The organism is Stenotrophomonas sp. SKA14, assembly GCF_000158575.1.
Classification (GTDB): Bacteria; Pseudomonadota; Gammaproteobacteria; order Xanthomonadales; family Xanthomonadaceae; genus Stenotrophomonas; species Stenotrophomonas forensis.
Genome location: NZ_DS999412.1, coordinates 4,023,375 through 4,043,431 on the forward strand (window position 1 = coordinate 4,023,375; position 20,057 = coordinate 4,043,431).

The 20,057-nt window shown below is 66.0% G+C and carries 22 protein-coding genes; 4 read left to right on the forward strand and 18 right to left on the reverse strand.

From position 1 onward, the window contains the following. Positions 1 to 68: 68 nt before the first annotated feature. The 6 genes from SSKA14_RS18235 to SSKA14_RS18260 all read right to left on the reverse strand — a co-directional run bounded on the left by SSKA14_RS18235 (position 69) and on the right by SSKA14_RS18260 (position 5,323). Positions 69 to 635 carry a hypothetical protein gene (locus SSKA14_RS18235; protein WP_008267292.1) on the reverse strand — a complete coding sequence of 189 codons (567 nt, stop codon included), beginning with the start codon at positions 633 to 635 and terminating at the stop codon, positions 69 to 71. Between the two features lie 162 nt (positions 636 to 797). Continuing rightward, positions 798 to 1,226: a hypothetical protein gene (locus SSKA14_RS18240; protein WP_146256386.1), complete on the reverse strand. Its 429-nt coding sequence runs from the start codon at positions 1,224 to 1,226 to the stop codon at positions 798 to 800. A gap of 59 nt (positions 1,227 to 1,285) precedes the next feature. Beyond that, a complete protein-coding gene (locus SSKA14_RS18245) occupies positions 1,286 to 1,639 on the reverse strand; it encodes a hypothetical protein (RefSeq protein WP_040008476.1) in 354 nt (117 codons plus the stop codon). A 383-nt stretch (positions 1,640 to 2,022) separates the two neighbouring features. Next, complete coding sequence (locus tag SSKA14_RS18250) at positions 2,023 to 2,568, reverse strand: hypothetical protein (RefSeq protein ID WP_049446852.1); 546 nt, start codon at positions 2,566 to 2,568, stop codon at positions 2,023 to 2,025. Positions 2,569 to 2,736: 168 nt separating this feature from the next. Further along, positions 2,737 to 3,507 carry a nucleotide-binding protein gene (locus tag SSKA14_RS18255; RefSeq protein ID WP_008266608.1) on the reverse strand — a complete coding sequence of 257 codons (771 nt, stop codon included), beginning with the start codon at positions 3,505 to 3,507 and terminating at the stop codon, positions 2,737 to 2,739. Continuing rightward, positions 3,494 to 5,323 (reverse strand): integrase, encoded by a 1,830-nt coding sequence (locus tag SSKA14_RS18260; RefSeq protein WP_229298516.1) that lies wholly within the window; start codon positions 5,321 to 5,323, stop codon positions 3,494 to 3,496. The genes SSKA14_RS18255 and SSKA14_RS18260 overlap by 14 nt, the downstream gene beginning before the upstream one ends. A 317-nt stretch (positions 5,324 to 5,640) precedes the next feature. Here SSKA14_RS18260 and mutS point away from each other — a divergent pair, with 317 nt between their 5' ends. The 3 genes from mutS (at position 5,641) to SSKA14_RS18275 (ending at position 10,743) form a co-directional block, all read left to right on the forward strand. Next, the gene (gene mutS, locus SSKA14_RS18265) at positions 5,641 to 8,196 is read left to right on the forward strand and encodes a DNA mismatch repair protein MutS (RefSeq protein ID WP_008266274.1); all 2,556 of its coding nucleotides are present in this window, start codon (positions 5,641 to 5,643) and stop codon (positions 8,194 to 8,196) included. A 324-nt stretch (positions 8,197 to 8,520) separates the two neighbouring features. After that, positions 8,521 to 10,032, forward strand: coding sequence for a catalase (locus SSKA14_RS18270; protein ID WP_187299810.1), 1,512 nt, complete (start codon positions 8,521 to 8,523; stop codon positions 10,030 to 10,032). Between the two features lie 108 nt (positions 10,033 to 10,140). Continuing rightward, on the forward strand, positions 10,141 to 10,743 hold the full coding sequence (locus tag SSKA14_RS18275) for a DUF937 domain-containing protein (RefSeq protein WP_008267370.1): 603 nt from the start codon (positions 10,141 to 10,143) through the stop codon (positions 10,741 to 10,743). A 72-nt stretch (positions 10,744 to 10,815) separates the two neighbouring features. Here the strand turns inward: SSKA14_RS18275 and SSKA14_RS18280 are convergent, their stop codons facing one another. From SSKA14_RS18280 to SSKA14_RS18290, 3 genes are all read right to left on the reverse strand, one after another. Continuing rightward, positions 10,816 to 12,003: a cellulase family glycosylhydrolase gene (locus SSKA14_RS18280; protein ID WP_008265848.1), complete on the reverse strand. Its 1,188-nt coding sequence runs from the start codon at positions 12,001 to 12,003 to the stop codon at positions 10,816 to 10,818. 113 nt (positions 12,004 to 12,116) lie between these two features. Continuing rightward, positions 12,117 to 12,524: an RNA-binding S4 domain-containing protein gene (locus SSKA14_RS18285; RefSeq protein ID WP_008267691.1), complete on the reverse strand. Its 408-nt coding sequence runs from the start codon at positions 12,522 to 12,524 to the stop codon at positions 12,117 to 12,119. A gap of 9 nt (positions 12,525 to 12,533) precedes the next feature. Continuing rightward, entirely contained in the window at positions 12,534 to 12,773 is a 240-nt protein-coding gene (locus SSKA14_RS18290) for a hypothetical protein (RefSeq protein WP_008268326.1), read from the reverse strand. Positions 12,774 to 12,835: 62 nt separating this feature from the next. Between SSKA14_RS18290 and SSKA14_RS18295 the strand changes: the two genes are divergently transcribed. Then, entirely contained in the window at positions 12,836 to 14,308 is a 1,473-nt protein-coding gene (locus SSKA14_RS18295; RefSeq protein ID WP_008264555.1) for an MATE family efflux transporter, read from the forward strand. 116 nt (positions 14,309 to 14,424) lie between these two features. Here SSKA14_RS18295 and SSKA14_RS18300 read toward each other — a convergent pair whose 3' ends face one another. The 9 genes from SSKA14_RS18300 to SSKA14_RS18340 all read right to left on the reverse strand — a co-directional run bounded on the left by SSKA14_RS18300 (position 14,425) and on the right by SSKA14_RS18340 (position 20,020). Then, positions 14,425 to 14,835: a DUF1801 domain-containing protein gene (locus SSKA14_RS18300; RefSeq protein ID WP_008268147.1), complete on the reverse strand. Its 411-nt coding sequence runs from the start codon at positions 14,833 to 14,835 to the stop codon at positions 14,425 to 14,427. Positions 14,836 to 14,873: 38 nt separating this feature from the next. Beyond that, entirely contained in the window at positions 14,874 to 15,308 is a 435-nt protein-coding gene (locus SSKA14_RS18305; protein ID WP_008267627.1) for a DUF1801 domain-containing protein, read from the reverse strand. Positions 15,309 to 15,388: 80 nt separating this feature from the next. Beyond that, positions 15,389 to 15,769: a DUF6404 family protein gene (locus tag SSKA14_RS18310; protein ID WP_008265027.1), complete on the reverse strand. Its 381-nt coding sequence runs from the start codon at positions 15,767 to 15,769 to the stop codon at positions 15,389 to 15,391. Between the two features lie 82 nt (positions 15,770 to 15,851). After that, positions 15,852 to 16,253 carry a 50S ribosomal protein L19 gene (rplS, locus tag SSKA14_RS18315; protein WP_005408597.1) on the reverse strand — a complete coding sequence of 134 codons (402 nt, stop codon included), beginning with the start codon at positions 16,251 to 16,253 and terminating at the stop codon, positions 15,852 to 15,854. Between the two features lie 154 nt (positions 16,254 to 16,407). Then, complete coding sequence (gene trmD, locus SSKA14_RS18320; protein ID WP_008266530.1) at positions 16,408 to 17,166, reverse strand: tRNA (guanosine(37)-N1)-methyltransferase TrmD; 759 nt, start codon at positions 17,164 to 17,166, stop codon at positions 16,408 to 16,410. Positions 17,167 to 17,174: 8 nt separating this feature from the next. Further along, positions 17,175 to 17,687 carry a ribosome maturation factor RimM gene (gene rimM, locus SSKA14_RS18325; protein WP_040008492.1) on the reverse strand — a complete coding sequence of 171 codons (513 nt, stop codon included), beginning with the start codon at positions 17,685 to 17,687 and terminating at the stop codon, positions 17,175 to 17,177. A 44-nt stretch (positions 17,688 to 17,731) separates the two neighbouring features. Further along, complete coding sequence (gene rpsP, locus SSKA14_RS18330) at positions 17,732 to 17,992, reverse strand: 30S ribosomal protein S16 (RefSeq protein WP_005415733.1); 261 nt, start codon at positions 17,990 to 17,992, stop codon at positions 17,732 to 17,734. Positions 17,993 to 18,122: 130 nt separating this feature from the next. Continuing rightward, positions 18,123 to 18,905, reverse strand: a complete 783-nt coding sequence (locus tag SSKA14_RS18335) for an aminotransferase class IV family protein (RefSeq protein ID WP_008268012.1) — start codon at positions 18,903 to 18,905, stop codon at positions 18,123 to 18,125. After that, positions 18,902 to 20,020 (reverse strand): nitronate monooxygenase, encoded by a 1,119-nt coding sequence (locus tag SSKA14_RS18340; protein WP_198283633.1) that lies wholly within the window; start codon positions 20,018 to 20,020, stop codon positions 18,902 to 18,904. The genes SSKA14_RS18335 and SSKA14_RS18340 overlap by 4 nt, the downstream gene beginning before the upstream one ends. Between the last annotated feature and the right edge of the window lie 37 nt (positions 20,021 to 20,057).

Here is a 20,057-nt window from a genome sequence, read left to right on the forward strand (position 1 = left end):
GATAGGGAGTTGTTGTTAGTTCGAGGGATTCAGACCTGCGTAGCGGGTCCGAGGTACAGCAAGGGCATCTACGGCAGCTGCACGTCCAGGTGCATGGCAATGTCTTCCAGCGCGTCTTCGTCGGCTTCACCGCCCTCGACCAATGCCCCCACGACAAGGCTGACGTCCACGTCCAGATCAATTCCCCAAATGCTCCACGTCGGCGCATTGAGCTCCTCGGTGCTGAGCCCGTGAAACTGACTCAATGCGTCTTCCCATGACTCGGCTTCGAAGGTGTAGCGGCGGCTGGCGAGCCCCGTCGCCGTCAGCAAGAGGCGTTGCGGCAACGCGGGCGCGACGGGATCGGCGACACCATCGTGGTCGTCCTCCTCGTCCGATCCGAACTCCATCTCACCGGCTCGGTTGAACACGTAGTCCGGGATCGCCTCGTACACCGCGTCCCCCACGCCTCCGCATACCTCGTGTTCGATTCTTTCCAGAGAGTAGGCCGATGACTCAATCAGCCACTGTGCGGCGATTTCAGGATCAAGCGATTCAAGATGGTTGATCGCATCGGACACACACGTGACATCCATGGCGACGCTGTAGTCGACCCACACCGGGCCGGTGACGCTGATGGTGTATCGCTGTTTCATTGGCTGTTCCTTGATGATTTGGCAAAGCTCCGCCCTCACGGCCAAAGGGCCGCGTTGAACGTTTGCTTTATGGGGTTGGGTTACTGCGCGCCAGCAGAGAGGCAAGCGATGCCCGCACTGCCTTAGGCAAGCCCGGAAAGGCGATCGCTGCCCGGGTTGGGGTTACGACTCGGACTGCAAGCCGGGCAGCGGCGCCGTGCGCAGGAGGGGCTGGAAGCTGCCGAGCCACGAGGGAGGCTGCAAATCGCCGGGTGCATGCTGATCGTATGTATCCAGAACAAAGCCGGGCTTGGATGAATGGCCTTTCGTAGCGGCGCGGCACCCCACGGACTCGACCACAAACTGCGTGTCGAAATGGGTCACGACTGCTCGGTAAGAACCGTAAACTTGAATGCAGGACGTGACTTCCTCCGACGTCAGCAAGTCCGGGAGCGTCATTTCAAAGAGTTCCCTTTCAATGCTATCCATCCCCTCAATGAGGGAAGCCGCACTGGTCGTCAAATAGATCTGCGGAACGATCGCTCCATGAGATCGAGAGGAACGATTCGACTTCCGATTACGGCGGGATTTGCTGCTGGGCTTCTTGCTCACGATGGACTCCGAAGGTTGATGGATGCGGAAGGTTGGGTAGCGGTACGAGAGGACAGAGATCACCACCACGAGTCGTAGAAGACATTCCAACCCTGATCGATGAGGCGGCACGCTCCATCGATGAAGATCAGGTCGAAGTGCTGTTCTTCGGGAAGAGACTCGCCAAAGAAGTGCCCCTCCGTTTTCGGAAGCTGTCCGGAAAGCACGGCCTGCCGGAGGTCCTCCAGGTCCTGCCTAGACAGAAACAGGGGCTTCTTGTTGAACTTCATCGGGTCTTTGCAGCCGCTCCGGCTGGCATACAGCGCCTGCATGTAGCCATGCAGATCCGGGTGCTTGCGCCATTCCATGATCGGCACGGCGGTGTTGTCCACCACGTCTTTACGGGTTTTTCCTGCAAACATATCGAGTCCCACGGGAGCATCTCCTTGGTTTTTGGGTAAAGCTTCGCCGTCGCGGCAGATCTGCCGCGCGGAAGAAGTGATCGAAGTAGTGAGCCGCTTGGCCTGACCTACGCCCTTACTCGGAAGCGGTCACGCCCGGACTACAGGTTTCCTTAGGCACCGACCCAAAGTGCGTGCTGAGAGCAGTGCCACTGGGCGGGCCTGGTAGGCGGGGGAAGTGTTCAAGGGCGTCTCCGTTTCTTGTGCGCCCATCCTACCCACTCGCTGGCGACCTCCCATGAAGGGCTAAATCACTGAAAGTGATCGTTTTTCAAGGGCTTGCAAGCAATCATTTTCACGACAAAGTGCGCGAGGACCCGGCATTCGGGCATCCCATTTCGCGGTAAGCCTTTGCCTCAGCCGAGGCTTGCCTCACGCGCCCTGTTCAGCGCTTGGCGGACATCGCTCAGGATCGAGTCGACAGCGTCCATCAGCACGTCGTGCAGACGCCGCTCGACCCAGGGCATCTGGAGCGCCTCCAGGGTCGTGTGAGGCTTTGCGAGGTGGGCAGGGTAGGCCGCGGCAGAGCCAAGCACCCGCCCTCGATCATCCACCGCCCAAGGCAGCACGCGTTCAAGCGCCTTAATGCCAAGCCGCTTGAGTGCCTTTGTCAGGGATTCAATCTCGGCATCGGCCTCAGCGCGCCTGATCTTGGCTACAGCCAATGCTGCCGACAGCGCACTTGCCTCATCCTCTTCGATACGTTGGCGGCCGGCCGATATCCATCGCCCGTTCACCTCCGCCTCGCTGCAATCCAGGACGGATCTCCAGTTGTAACGGGTGCCACCTTTGTTGCTCTTCGCCCTCGTGAAATCAGGAAAGAGCCCCTTCCCCGCCCGGCGTCGACTGTTCAATGAGTCTAGGCTGATGCCCATCGTGTAAGCGGCGACGGCGCCGCTCACATCAGGCTCCAAGCCTTTTCTTGCTCGCGATAGCTCGTCCTGATGTTGCTCGCTCAATGTAACGAGCGGTGACGTCGGATCTTTTCGAGGCCGGCCACGACGCTTGCCCCCCATAATCCCTGGGTCTCGACCTTTAGCTGTTGGCTGGCGTTCTCTCACTGGGCGGCCTCAGAAGCGGAATCGACCGCCACCGACATCTTTTGCGGGTCGGGCAGGCTCAGGCAGAGAGTCGTCCAATGCGTCTTGGCGGGCAGAAGAACGCGCCACCCGCAAGACCTTTTCCACCTCGTCCAACGCAGCGCTCATGGCGGCGTCGTAGGGTTCTCTTGCGTCGACGCTGACCCAAGCCTCCAGCAGAGCCTCGGACAGCGATGCATCCCACACGTTGCCTTCGTCCAGGGCCCGGTCCAGCAGATCTTCCGAGACCGAGAGAACGTGACCGGCGATACAGCCGTCGCTCATTACCCACCCATGGCTGATCGACACGCAGTCTCGCAACGACAGGAAGGACACGCCCTTGCCGACCGCCTTCTTGAGCTTCTCCAACTCCGTCCGGCCCGTCTTTACCGCGAGCTCCCGCTCGAGCTCGCGGATCTGCTGGCGCAGAGCGTCTTCCTCTGCCACCAGCCGGCGCTCCTTGGCTGAGCGACCCAATCGAGCGCGCTGCCACTCGACGAGATCCTCGTACAGATAGCGGACGTGCTGATTGGCCCCGCCGTGAAGGCTGCCCGCGCCTTTTTGAAAGGGCGGCCCCAGCGGGGGCGACCGGCGGCGCCACTCGCCCAGCGTGTCGAAATGCACCCCGAGAAACTGGGCTGCGGCCTTGGTTGAAACGGTGGGCGTCAGGCCGGCTGCAGCGCGCGACAGCTCTTGGTCCAGCGCGCGTTGAAGCTTGGCGCGGTAGTCCTCGTCACTGCGAACCGTTTCAATCGTCTGCATGGCTCAGCGCCAACTTCCTGTTCCTTGGAGCGAACAGTTTAACCGGCTCCTCGCCGGCCTCGTCGAGGCGGGGCTTGTCCAGCCCCTTGAGCCGGTTCCAGACCCGGGGACTGCGGGCCACCATCATCTCCTCAACCTCACCAAATGCCTCGCGAAGGCGTGCCCACTCCTGCTGCGTGTAGCGTTCGGAGACCGGAGACATGCCATCGCCACCGGCCGTGCGGACGTGGTGGTGGAGCATCTGCGAGACAATGCGGCTCTCGCCAAACTTCAGGGCCGCATAACGCCCAAGGGTCCGCCGCAAATCATGCGTGGTCAGGCCCTGGTCGACGTCATCCCGAATGTCCCCCGTATCTCCCTGCTGCCCAACCAAGCCCGCGTCGCGACGCACATTGGCGAGGATCGATTTGCTATCGAGGTAATGGCCCGACTTGCTGCGGCTAGAGCGGGCGGGGAACACGAAGCGTGTCCGGTCCACCTTGCGCAACGCTTCCTGGACGCCTGCCTCCAGTGCAGCAAGGACCGTTCGTGCCGCCCCCTTGGCCTTGGCTGACTTCAGCAACGACTCTGCTGCAGCCAGTTCGCGCAGGGCACCGTCGTCGTCCAGCCGGGTTTCAAAGCGCAGTCGCAGCACCCTCTCCGCGAAGTAGCTGATCGGCAGGAAGCGCTCTTCGCCCGATTTGGTGTCGAACATGAAGACCTGCGGGCCCTCCCGCTTCGTATAGCGGTTGATCTCCCCGGGCTGGCCCAGCCAGACCCATGACACTTCTTCTTGGATCAACTCGCTGTGGGAACAGCGATCCATCCAGCGCAGTTGCGCGGCTTCGCTTCGACGCGTGCCCCAAAGCAAGGTCAGCAGCAGATAATCGGACGCGCCGGCGTTGTGGCCACCCTGCTCATCCCGGCGCCCCACAATCGACTGCAACACCTTTGGGAGCGTGTTGTCGGTCAGCGGATTGCGGACCGCCGCCTTCTCATAATGCTTGCGGAGGTTCCGGGCGCCTCTCAGCAAGTGCCTATCAAAGATGGCCTGCAGGGGGTTGTGCCTCAGCCTAGACTCTCGCCCTTCCCGTCCCGCCAGGACGCTCTCACGTTTCAGCACCATGGCCACCGCGCGATGGGCATCCGTGAAGCTGTGTTCGGTGGCGGCCAGGCCACTGGCCCGGACGCGCTGGACATACTTTCCCGTGATCCCCAGGCTTTCCAGTGTCCGCGTATCCAGCTCCGCCCAGTCCTCGTAGCCCGCCAAAGCTTCTCGCATCGGGGTCGGAATGCGGTTGGATCGGACCATCGCGCTCTTGCGCAACGCGTCGAACGCGGCTTCCACGTCGTCGTCGGTCACATCGGCCACGGCCCGCTGAGCGAACCCCACTTCCGGACGTGACAATCGAGCAAGGCTGTCCTCCAACGCCGTCAGGCTGGACTGCTTCACCAGTCGCTTGGTCACCCGGTCCTTCATGTCGGCGATGTAGACGTCGAAACAGTCGGCCACGGTGAGCCGAGCCAGTCGACCGTCCTCTTGCTGCTGCTGGCTAGCCCGCGCTGCCCGAGTCTTCGGGTTCTCGCCTGACGCCTTGAGCTCCTGAATCAGCTCCCGGGCCACGGAGTAGGCCTCTTCCAGCCCCATGTCCGTGACGTTGCCCAACGCAAAGCGGCGGACCCCCTGCGTTCCGCGCCGAACCACTTCATAGGTCGTCCGGGTCTTGCCCACGTAGAAGCCAAACCCTACCGGCGCCCCTTGGTTTCCATCCAGCACGCGATAGGCCTTATCGCCCTGCTCCGCCGGCCGCTCCACCAGCTTGGCGCGCTTGCCCAAGCCTCCCGACGCAGGGATGCGCCGAACTGAAAGCTCCATCACCTGTTGGTGGGTCAGACTAAACTTGGTGGCCTGGCGCCGGGTGGCGCGGTCCGTCGCAACATTTTTTGGCATGATCGTCCGTGTCCCGATTGGCGTCGCAACACGATCTTTGCCCAAGCAACCGGCCGTCGCAACACCATCGCAACAAAAAACCCCGTTACTTGCCGTTTCTGACGGCAACCCGCCTTCACTCACCGAGACGGACTCCATTGCAAGCCACTGATTCAAAAACAAAACGGAACGAATCCAAGGGGAGTCAAGAGCACACCCCCCTGATGAAGCAGTTCTTCGCAGCCAAGTCCGACTACCCGGACCTGCTGCTGTTCTTCCGCATGGGCGACTTCTACGAGCTGTTCTACGACGATGCGCGCAAGGCCGCGCGCCTGCTCGACATTACCCTGACCCAGCGCGGCAGCTCCGGCGGCGCGCCGATCCCGATGGCCGGTGTGCCGGTGCACGCCTACGAAGGTTATCTGGCGCGGCTGGTGGCGCTGGGTGAGTCGGTGGCGATCTGCGAACAGATCGGCGATCCGGCACTGGCCAAGGGCCTGGTCGAACGCAAGGTGGTACGCATCGTCACCCCCGGCACGGTCACCGATGAGGCATTGCTGGACGAACGCCGCGACACCCTGCTGATGGCCCTGTCGCGCACGAAGCAGGGCTACGGCCTGGCCTGGGCCGACCTGGCCGGTGGCCGCTTCCTGGTCAACGAAGTCGAGACCGACGACGCATTGGAAGCCGAACTGGCGCGGCTGGAGCCGGCCGAACTGCTGGTGCCCGACGAAGAGAACTGGCCGGAGTTCCTGCGCCAGCGCACCGGCGTGCGCCGCCGCGCGCCGTGGCTGTTCGACGCCGACAGCGGCCGTCGTCAGCTGCTGGCGTTCTTCAAACTGCATGACCTGAGCGGCTTCGGCATCGACGACAAGCCGCGCGCCACCGCCGCCGCTGGCGCCCTGCTCGGCTATGTCGAGGAAACCCAGAAGCAGCGCCTGCCGCACCTGACCTCGATCGCGATGGAAACCGCCGGCGAGGCGATCGCGATGAATGCCGCCACCCGTCGCCATCTGGAACTGGATACACGCGTCGATGGCGACACCCGCAACACCCTGCTGGGCGTGCTCGACAGCACCGTGACGCCGATGGGTGGCCGTTTGCTGCGGCGCTGGCTGCACCGTCCGCTGCGCCTGCGCGAGGTGCTGGTACAGCGCCACCATGCGGTGGAAACGCTGATCGACCGCGGCAGCGACGCCGACATCCGCGAGCAGTTCCGTCGTCTGGGCGATCTCGAACGCATCCTCACCCGCGTCGCGCTGCGCTCGGCGCGCCCGCGCGATTTCTCCACCCTGCGTGACGGCCTGGGCCTGCTGCCGGCAGTGCGCGAGGTGCTGGCGCCGCTGGATTCACCACGCCTGCAGGCGCTGCATGCCGCGCTGGGCGAACATGACGAATGCGCGCAGCTGCTGGCCAGCGCCATCGCCGAGATGCCGCCGCTGAAACTGAGCGATGGCGGCGTGCTGGCCGACGGCTTCGACGAAGAGCTGGACGAGCTGCGCCGCCTGTCCACCCATGCCGACCAGTTCCTGGTCGATCTGGAGCAGCGCGAGCGCGAGAGCAGCGGTATCGCCACCCTGAAGGTGGGCTACAACCGTGTGCACGGCTATTACATCGAAATCAGCAAGGGCCAGTCCGAGCGCGCGCCGGTGCACTACACCCGCCGGCAGACGCTGACCAATGCCGAACGCTACATCACCGAAGAACTGAAGGCCTTCGAGGACAAAGTGCTGTCCGCGCGCGACCGTTCGCTGTCGCGCGAGAAGTACCTGTACGAGCAACTGCTGGATACCCTCGGTGGGCAGCTGGAACCGCTGAAGCAGTGCGCGGCGGCGCTGAGCGAGCTGGACGTGCTGGCCGCCTTCGCCGAACGTGCGCAGGCACTGGACTGGGCACGCCCGGAACTGCAGGCCGAGCCGTGCCTGAAGATCGAGCGCGGCCGCCACCCGGTGGTCGAAGCGGTGCGCGAACAACCGTTCGAGCCGAACGACCTGGACCTGCATCCGGACCGCCGCATGCTGGTGATCACCGGCCCGAACATGGGCGGTAAATCGACCTACATGCGGCAGAACGCGTTGATCGTGCTGCTGGCCCACATCGGCAGCTTCGTGCCGGCCAGCCGTGCGCTGATCGGCCCGATCGACCGCATCCTGACCCGCATCGGCGCCGGCGACGACCTCGCCCGCGGGCAGTCCACCTTCATGGTCGAAATGGCCGAGACCAGCTACATCCTGCATCACGCCACCGCCCACTCGCTGGTGCTGATGGACGAGATCGGCCGCGGCACCTCCACCTACGATGGCCTGGCCCTGGCCGACGCGGTGGCCCGCCACCTTGCCTACCAGAACCGCTGCTACACGCTGTTCGCCACCCACTACTTCGAGCTGACCGCGCTTGCCGACGAACAGCACGAAGGCGGCCGCAGCGGCATCGCCAACGTGCACCTGGATGCGGTCGAGCATGGCGAAGCGCTGGTGTTCATGCATGCGGTGAAGGACGGCCCGGCCAACCGCAGCTTCGGCCTGCAGGTGGCGGCACTGGCCGGCCTGCCGCGCGCCACCGTGGCGCAGGCGCGTCGTCGCCTGGCCGAGCTGGAGCAGCGCGGCGGAGAAAGCCATGCCGCCGAGCTGGCACCGCATGCGCTGGATGCACCGCAGCAGTTCGGCCTGTTCGCAGCACCCTCCAGCAAGGCGCAGGAAGCGCTGGCGGCGATCGACCCGGACGAGCTGACCCCGAAGCAAGCGCTGGAAGCGCTGTACCGGCTGAAGGCGCTGCTGTAACCGCAGCGCACGTCCATGGCCTCCCACCTGGCCGCGGGGGGCCAATTGAAAGATTCCACAAATCCGATCCTGCTTTTCAATTGACAGAATCTATCAACCTGAACGAATCATTCGATTATTCATTTCATCTGGCCCTAGCTACAGTCGAGTGAAGATGTTTCCCACGTCTTCACCGCCACCAGGAGCCAGCCGATGAGCCAGTCCGACAACAACAACGCCAAGTGCCCTTACCACAGCGCCCCGACGCCTGAGGAAGGCGCCCAGCAGCAGCGCGAGCTGAGCACCACGCCGAAGCAGAAGCACGGTGACGACCCGGTCACGCCGATGACCACGGCCTTCGGCGCGCCGGTGGTGGACAACCAGAACAGCAAGACCGCCGGCCCGCGCGGCCCGCTGCTGATGGAAGACGTGTGGCTGCTGGAGAAGCTGGCCAACCTCAACCGCGAGATCATTCCCGAACGCCGCATGCACGCCAAGGGCTCGGGCGCGTTCGGCACCTTCACCGTCACCCACGACATCAGCAAGTACACCCGCGCCAAGCTGTTCGAGAAGGTCGGCAAGCAGACCGAAATGTTCGCCCGCTTCACCACGGTGGCCGGCGAGCGTGGCGCCGCCGACGCCGAGCGCGACATCCGCGGCTTCGCGCTGAAGTTCTACACCGAGGAAGGCAACTGGGACCTGGTCGGCAACAACACCCCGGTGTTCTTCCTGCGCGACCCGCGCAAGTTCGCCGACCTCAACAAGGCGGTCAAGCGCGACCCGCACACCAACCTGCGCAGCGCGCGCAACAACTGGGATTTCTGGACGCTGCTGCCCGAAGCGCTGCTGCAGGTGACCGTGGTGATGAGCGACCGCGGCATCCCGCGCAGCTTCCGCCACATGCATGGCTTCGGCTCGCACACCTACAGCTTCACCAACGCCGACAGCGAGCGCTTCTGGGTGAAGTTCCACTTCGTCAGCCAGCAGGGCATCGAATCGCTCACCGACGCACAGGCGCAGATCCTGGTCGGCCATGACCGCGAAAGCCACGGCCGCGACCTGTTCGCCGCGATCGACAAGGGCGACTTCCCGAAGTGGAAGCTGTTCATCCAGGTCATGCCGGAACTGGATGCCGAGACCTACCGCGTGCATCCGTTCGACCTGACCAAGGTGTGGCCGAAGAGCGACTACCCACTGATCGAAGTCGGCCAGTTCGAACTGAACCGCAACCCGGTCAACTGGTACCAGGACGTGGAGCAGTCGGCGTTTGCACCGAGCAACCTGGTGCCGGGCATCGGCCCGTCGCCGGACAAGATGCTGCAGGCGCGCCTGTTCGCCTATTCCGATGCGCAGCGTTACCGCCTCGGCGTCAATCACCACCAGATTCCGGTGAACGCCGCGCGCTGCCCGGTGCACAGCAACCACCGCGATGGTGCGATGCGCGTGGACGGCAATTACGGCGGCCTGCCGCACTACGAGCCAAACAGCTACGGCCAGTGGCAGGAGCAGCCGGAGTACCGCGAGCCGCCAATGAAGATCCGCGGCGATGCCGACTTCTGGAACTTCCGCGAGGACGACGCCGACTACTTCAGCCAGCCCGGTGCGCTGTTCCGCAGCTACAACCAGGCGCAGAAGGACCGCCTGTTCGCCAACACCGCCCGCGCCCTGGGCGATGCGCCGGACTTCATCAAGCAACGCCACATCGACAACTGCAGCAAGGCCGACCCGGCCTACGGTGCCGGCGTCGCTGCGGCCCTGAAGGCGCTGGCCAGCCAGCCGTCGGACCCGTTCAAGCCGGCACAGCCGGAAACGGACTTCCCTGCCGCCACCCCGGGCGCGGAAGACATCGAGCTCTGATCACCCTCCCCCGCGTACGGCACGCCGCCTCCCCGTGAGGCGGCGTCGCCGTTTTAACGGTCCGCGTCGTACCTTCTGCACGCCCCATCCCTATCGAGGATTCCCCTGATGAGCCTGACCGATGAACTTCTCGCCAAATTGCAGGGCGTTCCGCTGCAGCAGGTCTCGCAGCAGCTCGGCATCAGCGACACCCAGGCCTCCGGCGCGATCAGCGCCGCGCTGCCGGTGCTGATGGGCGCGCTGGGCAACAACGCTGCGCAGCCGCAGGGGGCGCAGGCCCTGCTCGGTGCGCTGCAGAACAACCACAGCGGCCTCGACCTGGGCAGCGTGCTCGGTTCGGTACTGGGCGGCGGCGGCGGTGGTGCCGCCAGCGATGGCGCCGGCATCCTCGGCCATATCTTCGGCGGCAGCCAGCAGAAGGTGGAAACCGGCCTGGCCCAGGCCACCCAGCTCGACAGCGGCCGCACCAGCCAGCTGCTGCAGATCCTCGCGCCGATCGTGATGGCCTTCCTCGCCCAGCGACTCGGCGGTGGTCAGGCCGATGCCGGCTCGCTCAGCCAGGCGCTCGGCCAGGAAAAGCGGCAGGTGCAGCAGCAGGGCGGCATTGCCGGTGGCCTGCTCGGCAGCGTGCTGGACCAGGACGGCGACGGCCAGTTCGGCATGAGCGACCTGTTGAAGCTGGGCGGCAACCTGCTCGGCGGCAAGCGCTGACCGACGCTGTCGCCGGGGATGACCCGGCATGATCTGCATCGCCAGGGATAACGCCGGGCCCTGCCCGGCGTCTTAGCGGTTCCCGGCCTTCAGCCGCTGCAGGATCGGCGCGAACAACGGCGCCTGCATCGAGCGCGGCGGCACCGGTGACTTTCCCTGTTCCTGTGCCTGCCAGTATGACCACGGCAGCGCCTTGTCGCCCAGTTCGTAGTCCATGCCGTCCCAGCCATCCTCGCGGAAGGCGTAGAAGGCCCAGTGAACCTTGTCCTGTTCCAGCACCTGCAGCACGTCCTGCAGGTAGCGGCTGCAGTCGGGCCAGCGGCGCATGCAGCCGAATTCACCTACCACCATGCGGTTGGCCTCCACCCCGTGCGTCTTCGCCCAGTCCATTGGCTGCTGCAGGTAGGTGCGTACGCGCGCCGCATCCCAGCGCTCGCTGTGGCCGCCGAACGGCACGCTGCCCGGGTAGCGCCAGGGCTTGGCCCGCTTCTGGTTCGGCGCGCTGGTAGCGGCGTACGGCTCGTACATGTGCACGCTGTACAGCAGCTTCGCGTCGTCCAGCGGTGCCGGCCAGTAGTTGAAGCCATCGGCGGCCGCATACCATCCGGCGTCCAGCATCAGCGGCATTTCCGCGTCGACCTCGCGGATGCGCGCGATCAGCTCCGAGTAGAAGCGGCGCAGATCACGCGGGCCGTCCTGCACCCCGGCGTACCACTGCTGCATCGCCTCGCTGGACGCATGTTCGGCCAGGCCGGCACCGTATTCCGGCACCGGTTCGTTGATCAGGTTGTAGGCGGCCAGTGCGGGATGCCCCTTCAACGCCACCGCCAGGTCATGCCAGAAGCGTAGCGCCGGGGCGTGATTGTCGAACGACTGCCACAGGCGCTGGTCGACCTTGTCACCGTTGTGCTGCTTCCAGCGCAGCAACGGCAGCGACAGCGGGGTGAGCACCACTTTCAGTCCGGCCGCGTCGGCATCGTCCAGCACGCGGCGCAATGTCGCCAGATCGGCCGCGACCAGCCCTTGATAGTCGTCCGCGTTGCCGATCAGGAAGTCACGGCCGCCCTGCGCCTTCCACTTGTCCGGCACCAGCCGCACCCAGGTCGCGCCGGTCGCACGCAGCGCATCGAAGTAATTCCGGTCCGGAGGCGACATGTTCATGCTGTTGCCCCCGCGCTGCGGAGCATCCCAGAAGGTGATATCGGCCGCGTGCAAGGGCGCGGCAGCAAGCAGGGACAGGCACAACAGCAGGCAACGCATCGGCAGGCTTCCAGAAGGTGAACATCCAGCCTGCCCCGCCGCTTCCGAACGCACCGTGACTCGCGCCTCCTTTCGCGCGGCGATAGGAACAACGCACCGGAATCGCCGTTCCGTCAGAGCGCGTCGATATCACCCAATGCCCGGATCAACCGCCGCGCGCGCTTGTCCGGCTTGTGCTCCGGTGGCTGGAAGCCATCGCGGGCGGCGATGCGCAGCGCGCGCTGTTCGGCACGACGCGCCTTCGAGGCTTCGCTCTCGGCGTACAGCTGCTGCGCCGCCGGGGCCGGCCCGCGCTGGTCGCTCAGGCCCAGTACCTGTATCTCGAAATGCTCTTCGCCGCGATCGACCTGCAGCTGCTCACCCACGCGCACTGCGCGCGAGGATTTCGGGCGCTGGCCAGCCACGCTGACCTTGCCGGTCTCGATGGCCTGCTTGGCCAGGCTGCGGGTCTTGAAGAATCGGGCCGCCCACAGCCAGATGTCCAGGCGGACACTGGGCGACAGCGGGGAAAGCTCATGCATCGGTGCGGACTACTCCGGTGGCTTGTTCAGGGGACGCGGGTTGTCGGGGTCGGAACGGCAACCGCTGCCCCCGATCAGGGTGGGCACGCCAGCGGACAGATCCTGGCGCTGGCTGCCGACCAGGCACTCGGGGCGGTCGGTCGGCCGCACCTGGGTATCGCCCAGCCGGTCACCTGTCGAACATGCGGCCAGTGCGGCGCCGATCAAGGCCAGCGCCAAAGCCCGAGTCACCTGCAGTGGTTGATGCATTGCCACATCCCGCAAACCGGCTTGGTGCTAGTGTGCGCCTCCCGGGAATCGATCACCACTCCATGGCCAAAGCGCCGCTTGACCTGACCTCCGGCCCGATCGGCCGCAATCTCCTGCTGTTTTCCCTGCCGATCCTGGCCGGCAACATCGCGCAGTCGCTGAATGGTTCGGTGAATGCGGTGTGGGTGGGGCGTTTCCTCGGCGAGGCGGCGCTGACCGCCACCGCGAACGCCAACAACATCATGTTCTTCCTGATCGGCTCGGTGTTCGGCTTCGGCATGGCCTCGACCATCCTGATCGGCCAGGCCATCGGCGCACGCGACATCGCCCAGGCGCGGCGCGTGGTCGGTACCAGCGCCACCTTCTTCATCGGCCTGTCGGCGATCATCGCCATCGCCGGCTGGTTCATGGCCCATCCGCTGCTGGCGGCGATGGGCACGCCAGCCGCCTCGCTGCCGCTGGCCGAGGCCTACCTGCAGATCATCTTCCTGGCGATGCCGACGCTGTACGCGTTCGCCTTCCTCACCGCCGCGCTGCGCGGTGCCGGCGATTCGCGCACGCCATTCCGCTTCCTGATGGTCTCGGTGGCGCTGGACATCGTGCTGAACCCGGTGCTGATCTTCGGCATGGGGCCATTCCCCGCGCTGGGCATCGCCGGCTCGGCCTGGGCCACACTGGTCGCGCAGACCCTGTCGCTGGCTGGCCTGCTGCTGTACATGCGCCACAAGCGCCACACGCTGTGGCTGGGGCGTGCCGACATGCGCCTGTTCAAGCTCGACCTGACCATCCTCAAGGCGCTGGTGCTCAAGGGCGTGCCGATGGGCCTGCAGATGGTGCTGATCTCGCTGTCGGTGATCCTGCTGATGACCATGGTCAACCAGTACGGCACGGCTACCGGCGCGGGCTATGGCGCCTCGCTGCAACTGTGGAACTACCTGCAGATGCCGGCGATGGCGATCGGTGCGGCTTGCTCGTCGATGGCCGCGCAGAACGTGGGCGCACAGCGCTGGGACCGCGTGCGCGGTACCGCGCGCCAAGGCGTGCTGTTCAACTTCCTGCTGACCGGCGCGCTGATCCTGCCGCTGGTGCTGTTCGATCGCCAGCTGCTGGCGCTGTTCCTGCCGCCGGCCAGCCAGGCACTGGACATCGCCCGCCACCTCAACCACGTGGTGATCGGCTCGTTCCTGTTCTTCGGCGTCAGCTTCGTGATCTCCGGCGTGGTGCGCTCGACCGGCGCGGTGATTCCGCCGCTGCTGATCCTGGCCGGCTCGCTGTGGGGCGTGCGCGTGCCGTTCGCCGAACTGCTGCAGCCATACTGGGGTGCCGATGCGATCTGGTGGAGTTTCCCGGTCAGCTCGTTCGTATCGATGCTGCTGTCGCTGGCGTATTACCGCTGGGGCGGCTGGCGCAAGGCGAAGATGATCGGCAAACCGTCGCACGCCGAGGAACTGGCCACGCCCTCGGAAATTCCGGCCTGCCCGCCCTCGCCGGTGGCCGACCCGGATGCCGCATTGGAATCCACGCCACCACGGTAGTGCCGGCCGCTGGCCGGCAACCTCATGGATCGGTCAATGCACCGTAGTTCCGGCCGCTGGCCGGCAACTTCATGCCGCTCCGGAAGCATCGTGCAACAGCCGGCCAGCGGCCGGCTCTACCGCTTCTTCTTTTTCGCCGCGTTGAACGTCGCCGCCTCGCGCAGCAGCGCCTTGAACGCGGCGGCATTGGGCATCACGCCTTCATGGATGTCGATCGCGCGCCGCGTGTTGCCGTCCAGGCTGGCATTGAACAGCCCCTTCGGATCGGCCAGCGCCGCGCCGTTGGCGAAGGTCAGTTTCACCGCTTTCCTGTAGGTCTCGCCGGTGCACAGGATGCCGTTGTGTTCCCACACTGGCGTGCCCCGCCACTTCCACGTCTCCTGCACCTCCGGCAGCGCTTCATGGATCAGCGCACGCACGCGCGCCAGCGTTTCGCCACGCCAGTCGCCCAGTTCGGCGATGCGTGCATCGATCAGTTCGGCCGCCGGGGTTCCGGCATCGGCAGGGTTGGGTGCATGCGTGGCCATCAGGTGCTCTCGTCGGGAAGGACATCGAAACGTCGGGCTTACATGCGCTCGCCGGGCAATGCGGCCGCCTGCCGCACCCAGCCGAGGAAGCGTGCTTCATCCAGCACGCCGTCCTGCGGGAGGTGCAGGTAGCGCGTATCGGCGCTTCTGGACGGCTCGGGCGGCACCGGCTTCAATGCAGCGCCGCGGAAGAAGGCCACCTTGATGTAGCGCGTGAAGCAATGGAAGCTGAGGAACCAGCCTGCGCCCGGGGCCACCGCATACATCGGCGAGTTCCATTTCACCGCTTTGTGCACGCCGGGCACGGCCTGCTCGATCAGCGCATCCAGGCGCTCGCCGATCGGTCGTTTCCAGTCTGGCATCGCCGCGATGTAGGCCTGCACCGTGGCATCGCCCTCGCCCTTGGCGATCTGCGGGTTGCCGCCGGACAGCAGCCTGGGAACGGCGGAAGGTGCGGTTCGCTTGGCAGGCATCGCACGGCACGTCCATCTGAGTGGAAAGCGCAGCCTAGCGCGGCGCCTGCCCGCCGGTCATGGCGCGCTGCGCCATCTGTTCAGTCCGTCTGGCCGGCCAGGAATTGGCGCCAGCCCGGCAGCTTGCGGTGACGCCGCAGCGCATGCATCAGCGCTGCCATCACCACACCGAACAAGGCACCAGCCAGCAGCCCGGCGACCAGCAGCAGGGCCAGCGGGCGCTCACTGCCCTGCCACAGCATCAGCCACATCAGCCCGGTCCAGAACAGCCCGAACAACAGGCCCTGCACCAAGGCGTTGGTACCGAAGCCGGCCAGAATCGGCGGCGGCAATGCGACGCCCACGCGCCACAGCAGCCGATGCAACAGCGGGGCCGATTGCGCACGCGCCAGCCCCTTGCCGTCGAGAAAGCGCAGCGCCGACTGGATGGCGGCGGGATAGCGCGGATTGATGTCGCTCATCACCTGATCGTGACCGATGCACTGCCGGAAACGCAAACGGCCACCCGAAGGTGGCCGTCGCGGCAACAACCGAAGTTGTTTATCAGGCCTTTTCGGCCAGACGGGCAGCCTTGGCGGCAGCAGCGGCAGCCAGGTCTTCCTTGATGCGGGCAGCCTTGCCTTCCAGGCCACGCAGGTAGTACAGCTTGCCGGCGCGGACCTTACCACGACGCTTCACTTCGACCGAGTCGATGATGGCGCTGTGGGTCTGGAACACGCGCTCGACGCCGTAGCCGTGCGAGATCTTGCGGACGGTGAACGAGGAGTTCAGGCCGGCATTCTTGGTGGCGATGACAACGCCTTCGTAGGCCTGCACGCGCTCGCGGCTGCCTTCCTTCACCTTCACGTTGACGACAACGGTGTCGCCCTGGCTGAACTTCGGCAGTTCGCGGGTGATCTGGGCGGATTCGAATTCCGCGACGATGGACTTGTTCAGCTTGCTCATGGGTTACACCGATTCTTGTTCGGGTGGGTGTGTCGTTTCGACAACGTAGGCTGATGCAGTCACTGGACTGTGCTGCACGTTTGTTGTGGGTACTGCGCGCGCCGGCCGAGGCTGGCGGGAATTGGCCATGATAGCCGATAAAGCCAGCCCTGCGCTAGGGGCCGGCCTTCTGTTTCAGGCCCTGCCGGGCCTGCTCCAGCAGTTTGCGGTCGGCCTTGCCCAGCGCCTGTTCATCCAGCAGGTCCGGGCGCCGCTGGGCGGTACGGACCAGCGACTGCTGGCGGCGCCAGGCAGCGATGGCCGCGTGGTTGCCCGAGCGCAGCACCTCCGGCACGTCACCCAGCGGATGCTGGGCCGGCTGGCTGTAATGCGGGCAGTCGAGCAGGCCGAGGTCACCCTCGAAGCTGTCCTGTGCCGCCGATTCGGCGTCGTTCAGGGCGCCGTCCTGCAGGCGGGCCACGGCGTCGATGATCACCGCCGCGCCCAGCTCGCCCCCGGACAGCACGTAATCGCCGAGGGAAATCTCCTCGTCGACATTGGCTTCCAGGAAACGCTCGTCGATGCCTTCGTAGCGGCCGCAGAGCAGGACCATGCGCGGCAATGCCGCCAGTTCCCGCACCTTGGCCTGGGTCAGCGGTGCGCCCTGCGGGCTGAGGTAGATCACCCGCGCCGGGGCCGGGTCGGCGTCGCGGATCGCCTGCAGGCAGGCCTGCAGCGGCTCGATCAGCATCACCATGCCCGGGCCACCGCCGAACGGACGGTCGTCCACCCGGCGGTAGTTGCCTTCGGCGTAATCACGGGGATTCCAGCCATGCAGGCTGAACAGGCCCTTCTCCTGCGCACGCCCGACCACGCCCAACCCAGCGGACTGGGCGAGGAACTCGGGGAACAGGGTGATGACATCGAAACGCATGCTCACACTCAGAACTCGGGATCCCAGTCGACCACGACCAGGTTGGCCTCGAAGTCGACCGATTTGACGAAGTCCGGCTGCACGAACGGAATCATCCGCTCGCGGTCGCCACGGACCACCACCACGTCGTTGGCGCCGGTGCTGAACAGGTGCGAGACCTGGCCCAGGGCAACGCCCTCGGTGGTCTTCACGTCCAGGCCTTCCAGGTCCACCCAGTAGTACTCATCGGGCTTCGGCGGCGGCAACGCACTGCGCGCCACGTAGACCTCGGTGCCGTGCATTGCTTCGACGGTATCGCGGTCCTCGACGCCGGGGAAACGGGCGACCAGGTGCTTGCCGCTGTCGCGGCCACGCACACCCTCAATCGTGGTTTCCACGCCGGACGGGCTGCGCACGATCCACGGCTGGTAACGGAAAATGGCGGAACGTGGCTCGGTCCAGGACTCGAGCTTGATCTCGCCGCGCACACCAAAAGCGCCGACAACCCTGCCCAGCAGGATGCGGCGCTCGATATCTTTCATCTGCTTCAACCAAGAGGGCCACGCCGAAGCGTGGCCCGTCAGGATCAGGCCGCAGCGGCCTGGGACTTGGTCGCTTCCTTGATCAGGTTGCGGACCTTGTCGGTCGGCTGGGCGCCGTTCTTGACCCAATGGTCAACGCGGGCCAGGTCCAGCTCGATGCGCTTCTCGGCGCCCTGGGCGACCGGGTTGTAGAAGCCAACGCGCTCGATGTTGCGGCCGTCGCGCGCGCTGCGCACGTCGGTGACGATGATGTGGTAGAACGGACGCTTCTTGGCGCCGCCGCGGGTCAGTCGAATCTTGACCATGGTGTTTTTCCTATTGCCCAGTCGCCAGGATGGCGAGGTAAGCGGGCGATTATAGCGGCAGTGCCCGGCCGAGCCAACCCCGGCGGTCCCCGACCTTCACGGTAGCGCCGAACCATGCCCGGCGGGGCTTTCAGCCCAGCTCGTCCCAAGCCACCCCTGCCAGCACCGCCCTGACCTGTTCAGCCAGCGCCTGCGAACCCGGCAGGACATGCCCGTCGATGGCCTCCAGCGCCCACAGGCCACTGGCATTGCAGGCAAAGGCCGCCTTCACGCCGTCCAGGGCCGCCCGCGGGAGGGGCCGGGTGACCTGCGGGCCGGGCCAGTGCTGCATCAGCAGGCTCTCGGCGGTACCACGCAGGGCGGGGGCGCGCGGCCAGAGCAACTGATGACCGTCGTGGACGGCCAGGTTCCAGGTCGTGCCTTCGCTGATGCAGTCGTCGCTGCCGACCAGCAAGGCATCGTCGAACCCTTCGGCCATCGCCGCACGCCGCTCGGCGAACAGACCGAAGGTGCCTACGTGCTTGATCTGCGGCAGCTCGCGCTGCCAGACCACGCTGCGCACCCGCTTGGGTGCGCTCAGCGCCACCGGCGCCGAGACGGCCACCAGCACGTCCACCGGCACCGCCGCCAGCGGGCTGCGGAAATCGAAGTGGCGCGAGTACACCGTCACCCGCAGCGAGGCATCGGCCCGCGCCGCCTGCTGCAGCGCCTGCGCCATCCACGCCTGCACCTGCGCCGTATCCAGTTCGCTGCCAAACAGTTCGCGCGTGGCCTGCGACAACCGCGCCAGATGCAGGTCGAGCCCCTGCACGGCACCGCCACGCACCTGCAGCGAGGTGAAATGGCCATAGTTGACCAGTGCCGGCAGCAGATCTTCGACCTGCGCCGGCTGGCCGTTGCAGGTCACCGTCATCGCAGCAGCGCCTGCGCCTGTTGCCACATGCCACGCAGCACGTCGGCGGCCGGCTGTGCCGGGGCCATCCATGCCGACTGCCCGGCCCAGGCCTGCATCGCCGCCAGCCGGTTTTCCTGTACGGCCTGCCTGCGCATCGGTGCGGTCAGGCCGCGCTGCACCGGGTACGGACGCGGCGCAGGTGCGCCATCCGCGGCGGCGGCACGCACATAAGGGGTGGCCAGGCCACGGCCGAGGCGGCCACTGAAGGCACGCGTCGGCCAGGTATCCTCCGGCTCGCTGGCGGCCAGCCCGTCGGCCCACGCCGAGGCGATCGCCGCTTCGGGCGTGCGCAGGAAGGCCGTGCCGATCTGCACGGCGCTGGCGCCGAGGGTGAGCGCGGCGGCGATGCCACGGCCATCGGCGATGCCACCGGCAGCGATGACCGGAATCCGCAGGTGATCGGCCAGGCGCGGCAGCAGCGCGAACAGCCCGACCAGCTGGCGCTCGGCCATCGCCGGATCAAAGGAACCGCGATGGCCGCCCGCTTCCACGCCCTGCGCCACCACGGCATCGGCACCGGCGTCCTGTGCGGCGCGTGCTTCGGACAAGGTGGTTGCACAGGCGATCCAGGCAATGCCGGCATCCTTCAGCTGCTGCACGTGGCGTGGCTGCAGCACGCCCATGATGGTCGAGGCCACTGCCGGGCGCGCCGCCAGCAGCGCGGCAAACTGTTCTTCGAAGTCGGCAGGCGTGGCATCGGCGGCACTGGCCGGCACGTCCGGCCCCCACTGTGCAAGGAAGGTGCGGCTGGCAGCCTCGGCGGCAACATCACGGGTCGGCGCCGGGTCCGGCACCCACAGGTTCACCTGTGCCGGACCGGTGGAAGCGGCACGGAAGTCGTCCATCCAACGGCCGATGTCGGCCGATGACGACAGCACCGCGCCCATCGCGCCCATGCTGCCGGCGTTGGCCAGCGCGGCCGACAACGGCACCGGACAGGCGCCGGCCATCGGTGCCAGCAGGATCGGAAGCTGCAATGAAAAACGCCGACAGAAGGTGTCGGCGCGTTCAAGAATCGGCGATGCGTTCACGCGACATACCTGTGGGAGAAGTCGCTGCCCAGCATACGCCAGTCGTTGCAATCGGGGCCGGATCCCAATCGGTTCAGGC

What these genes read in the sequence shown, in the direction of transcription:
- SSKA14_RS18290 (WP_008268326.1), bottom strand. Translation starts at nt 12,773, where the DNA reads ATGCATCAACCACTGCAGGTGACTCGGGCTTTGGCGCTGGCCTTGATC.
- SSKA14_RS18235 (WP_008267292.1), bottom strand. Translation starts at nt 635, where the DNA reads ATGAAACAGCGATACACCATCAGCGTCACCGGCCCGGTGTGGGTCGAC.
- SSKA14_RS18285 (WP_008267691.1), bottom strand. Translation starts at nt 12,524, where the DNA reads ATGCATGAGCTTTCCCCGCTGTCGCCCAGTGTCCGCCTGGACATCTGG.
- SSKA14_RS18280 (WP_008265848.1), bottom strand. Translation starts at nt 12,003, where the DNA reads ATGCGTTGCCTGCTGTTGTGCCTGTCCCTGCTTGCTGCCGCGCCCTTG.
- rpsP (WP_005415733.1), bottom strand. Translation starts at nt 17,992, where the DNA reads ATGGTCAAGATTCGACTGACCCGCGGCGGCGCCAAGAAGCGTCCGTTC.
- SSKA14_RS18270 (WP_187299810.1), top strand. Translation starts at nt 8,521, where the DNA reads ATGACCACGGCCTTCGGCGCGCCGGTGGTGGACAACCAGAACAGCAAG.
- trmD (WP_008266530.1), bottom strand. Translation starts at nt 17,166, where the DNA reads ATGCGTTTCGATGTCATCACCCTGTTCCCCGAGTTCCTCGCCCAGTCC.
- SSKA14_RS18310 (WP_008265027.1), bottom strand. Translation starts at nt 15,769, where the DNA reads ATGAGCGACATCAATCCGCGCTATCCCGCCGCCATCCAGTCGGCGCTG.
- rplS (WP_005408597.1), bottom strand. Translation starts at nt 16,253, where the DNA reads ATGAGCAAGCTGAACAAGTCCATCGTCGCGGAATTCGAATCCGCCCAG.
- SSKA14_RS18335 (WP_008268012.1), bottom strand. Translation starts at nt 18,905, where the DNA reads ATGACGGTGACCTGCAACGGCCAGCCGGCGCAGGTCGAAGATCTGCTG.
- SSKA14_RS18300 (WP_008268147.1), bottom strand. Translation starts at nt 14,835, where the DNA reads ATGGCCACGCATGCACCCAACCCTGCCGATGCCGGAACCCCGGCGGCC.
- SSKA14_RS18275 (WP_008267370.1), top strand. Translation starts at nt 10,141, where the DNA reads ATGAGCCTGACCGATGAACTTCTCGCCAAATTGCAGGGCGTTCCGCTG.
- SSKA14_RS18305 (WP_008267627.1), bottom strand. Translation starts at nt 15,308, where the DNA reads ATGCCTGCCAAGCGAACCGCACCTTCCGCCGTTCCCAGGCTGCTGTCC.
- rimM (WP_040008492.1), bottom strand. Translation starts at nt 17,687, where the DNA reads ATGAAAGATATCGAGCGCCGCATCCTGCTGGGCAGGGTTGTCGGCGCT.
- mutS (WP_008266274.1), top strand. Translation starts at nt 5,641, where the DNA reads ATGAAGCAGTTCTTCGCAGCCAAGTCCGACTACCCGGACCTGCTGCTG.
- SSKA14_RS18295 (WP_008264555.1), top strand. Translation starts at nt 12,836, where the DNA reads ATGGCCAAAGCGCCGCTTGACCTGACCTCCGGCCCGATCGGCCGCAAT.
- SSKA14_RS18255 (WP_008266608.1), bottom strand. Translation starts at nt 3,507, where the DNA reads ATGCAGACGATTGAAACGGTTCGCAGTGACGAGGACTACCGCGCCAAG.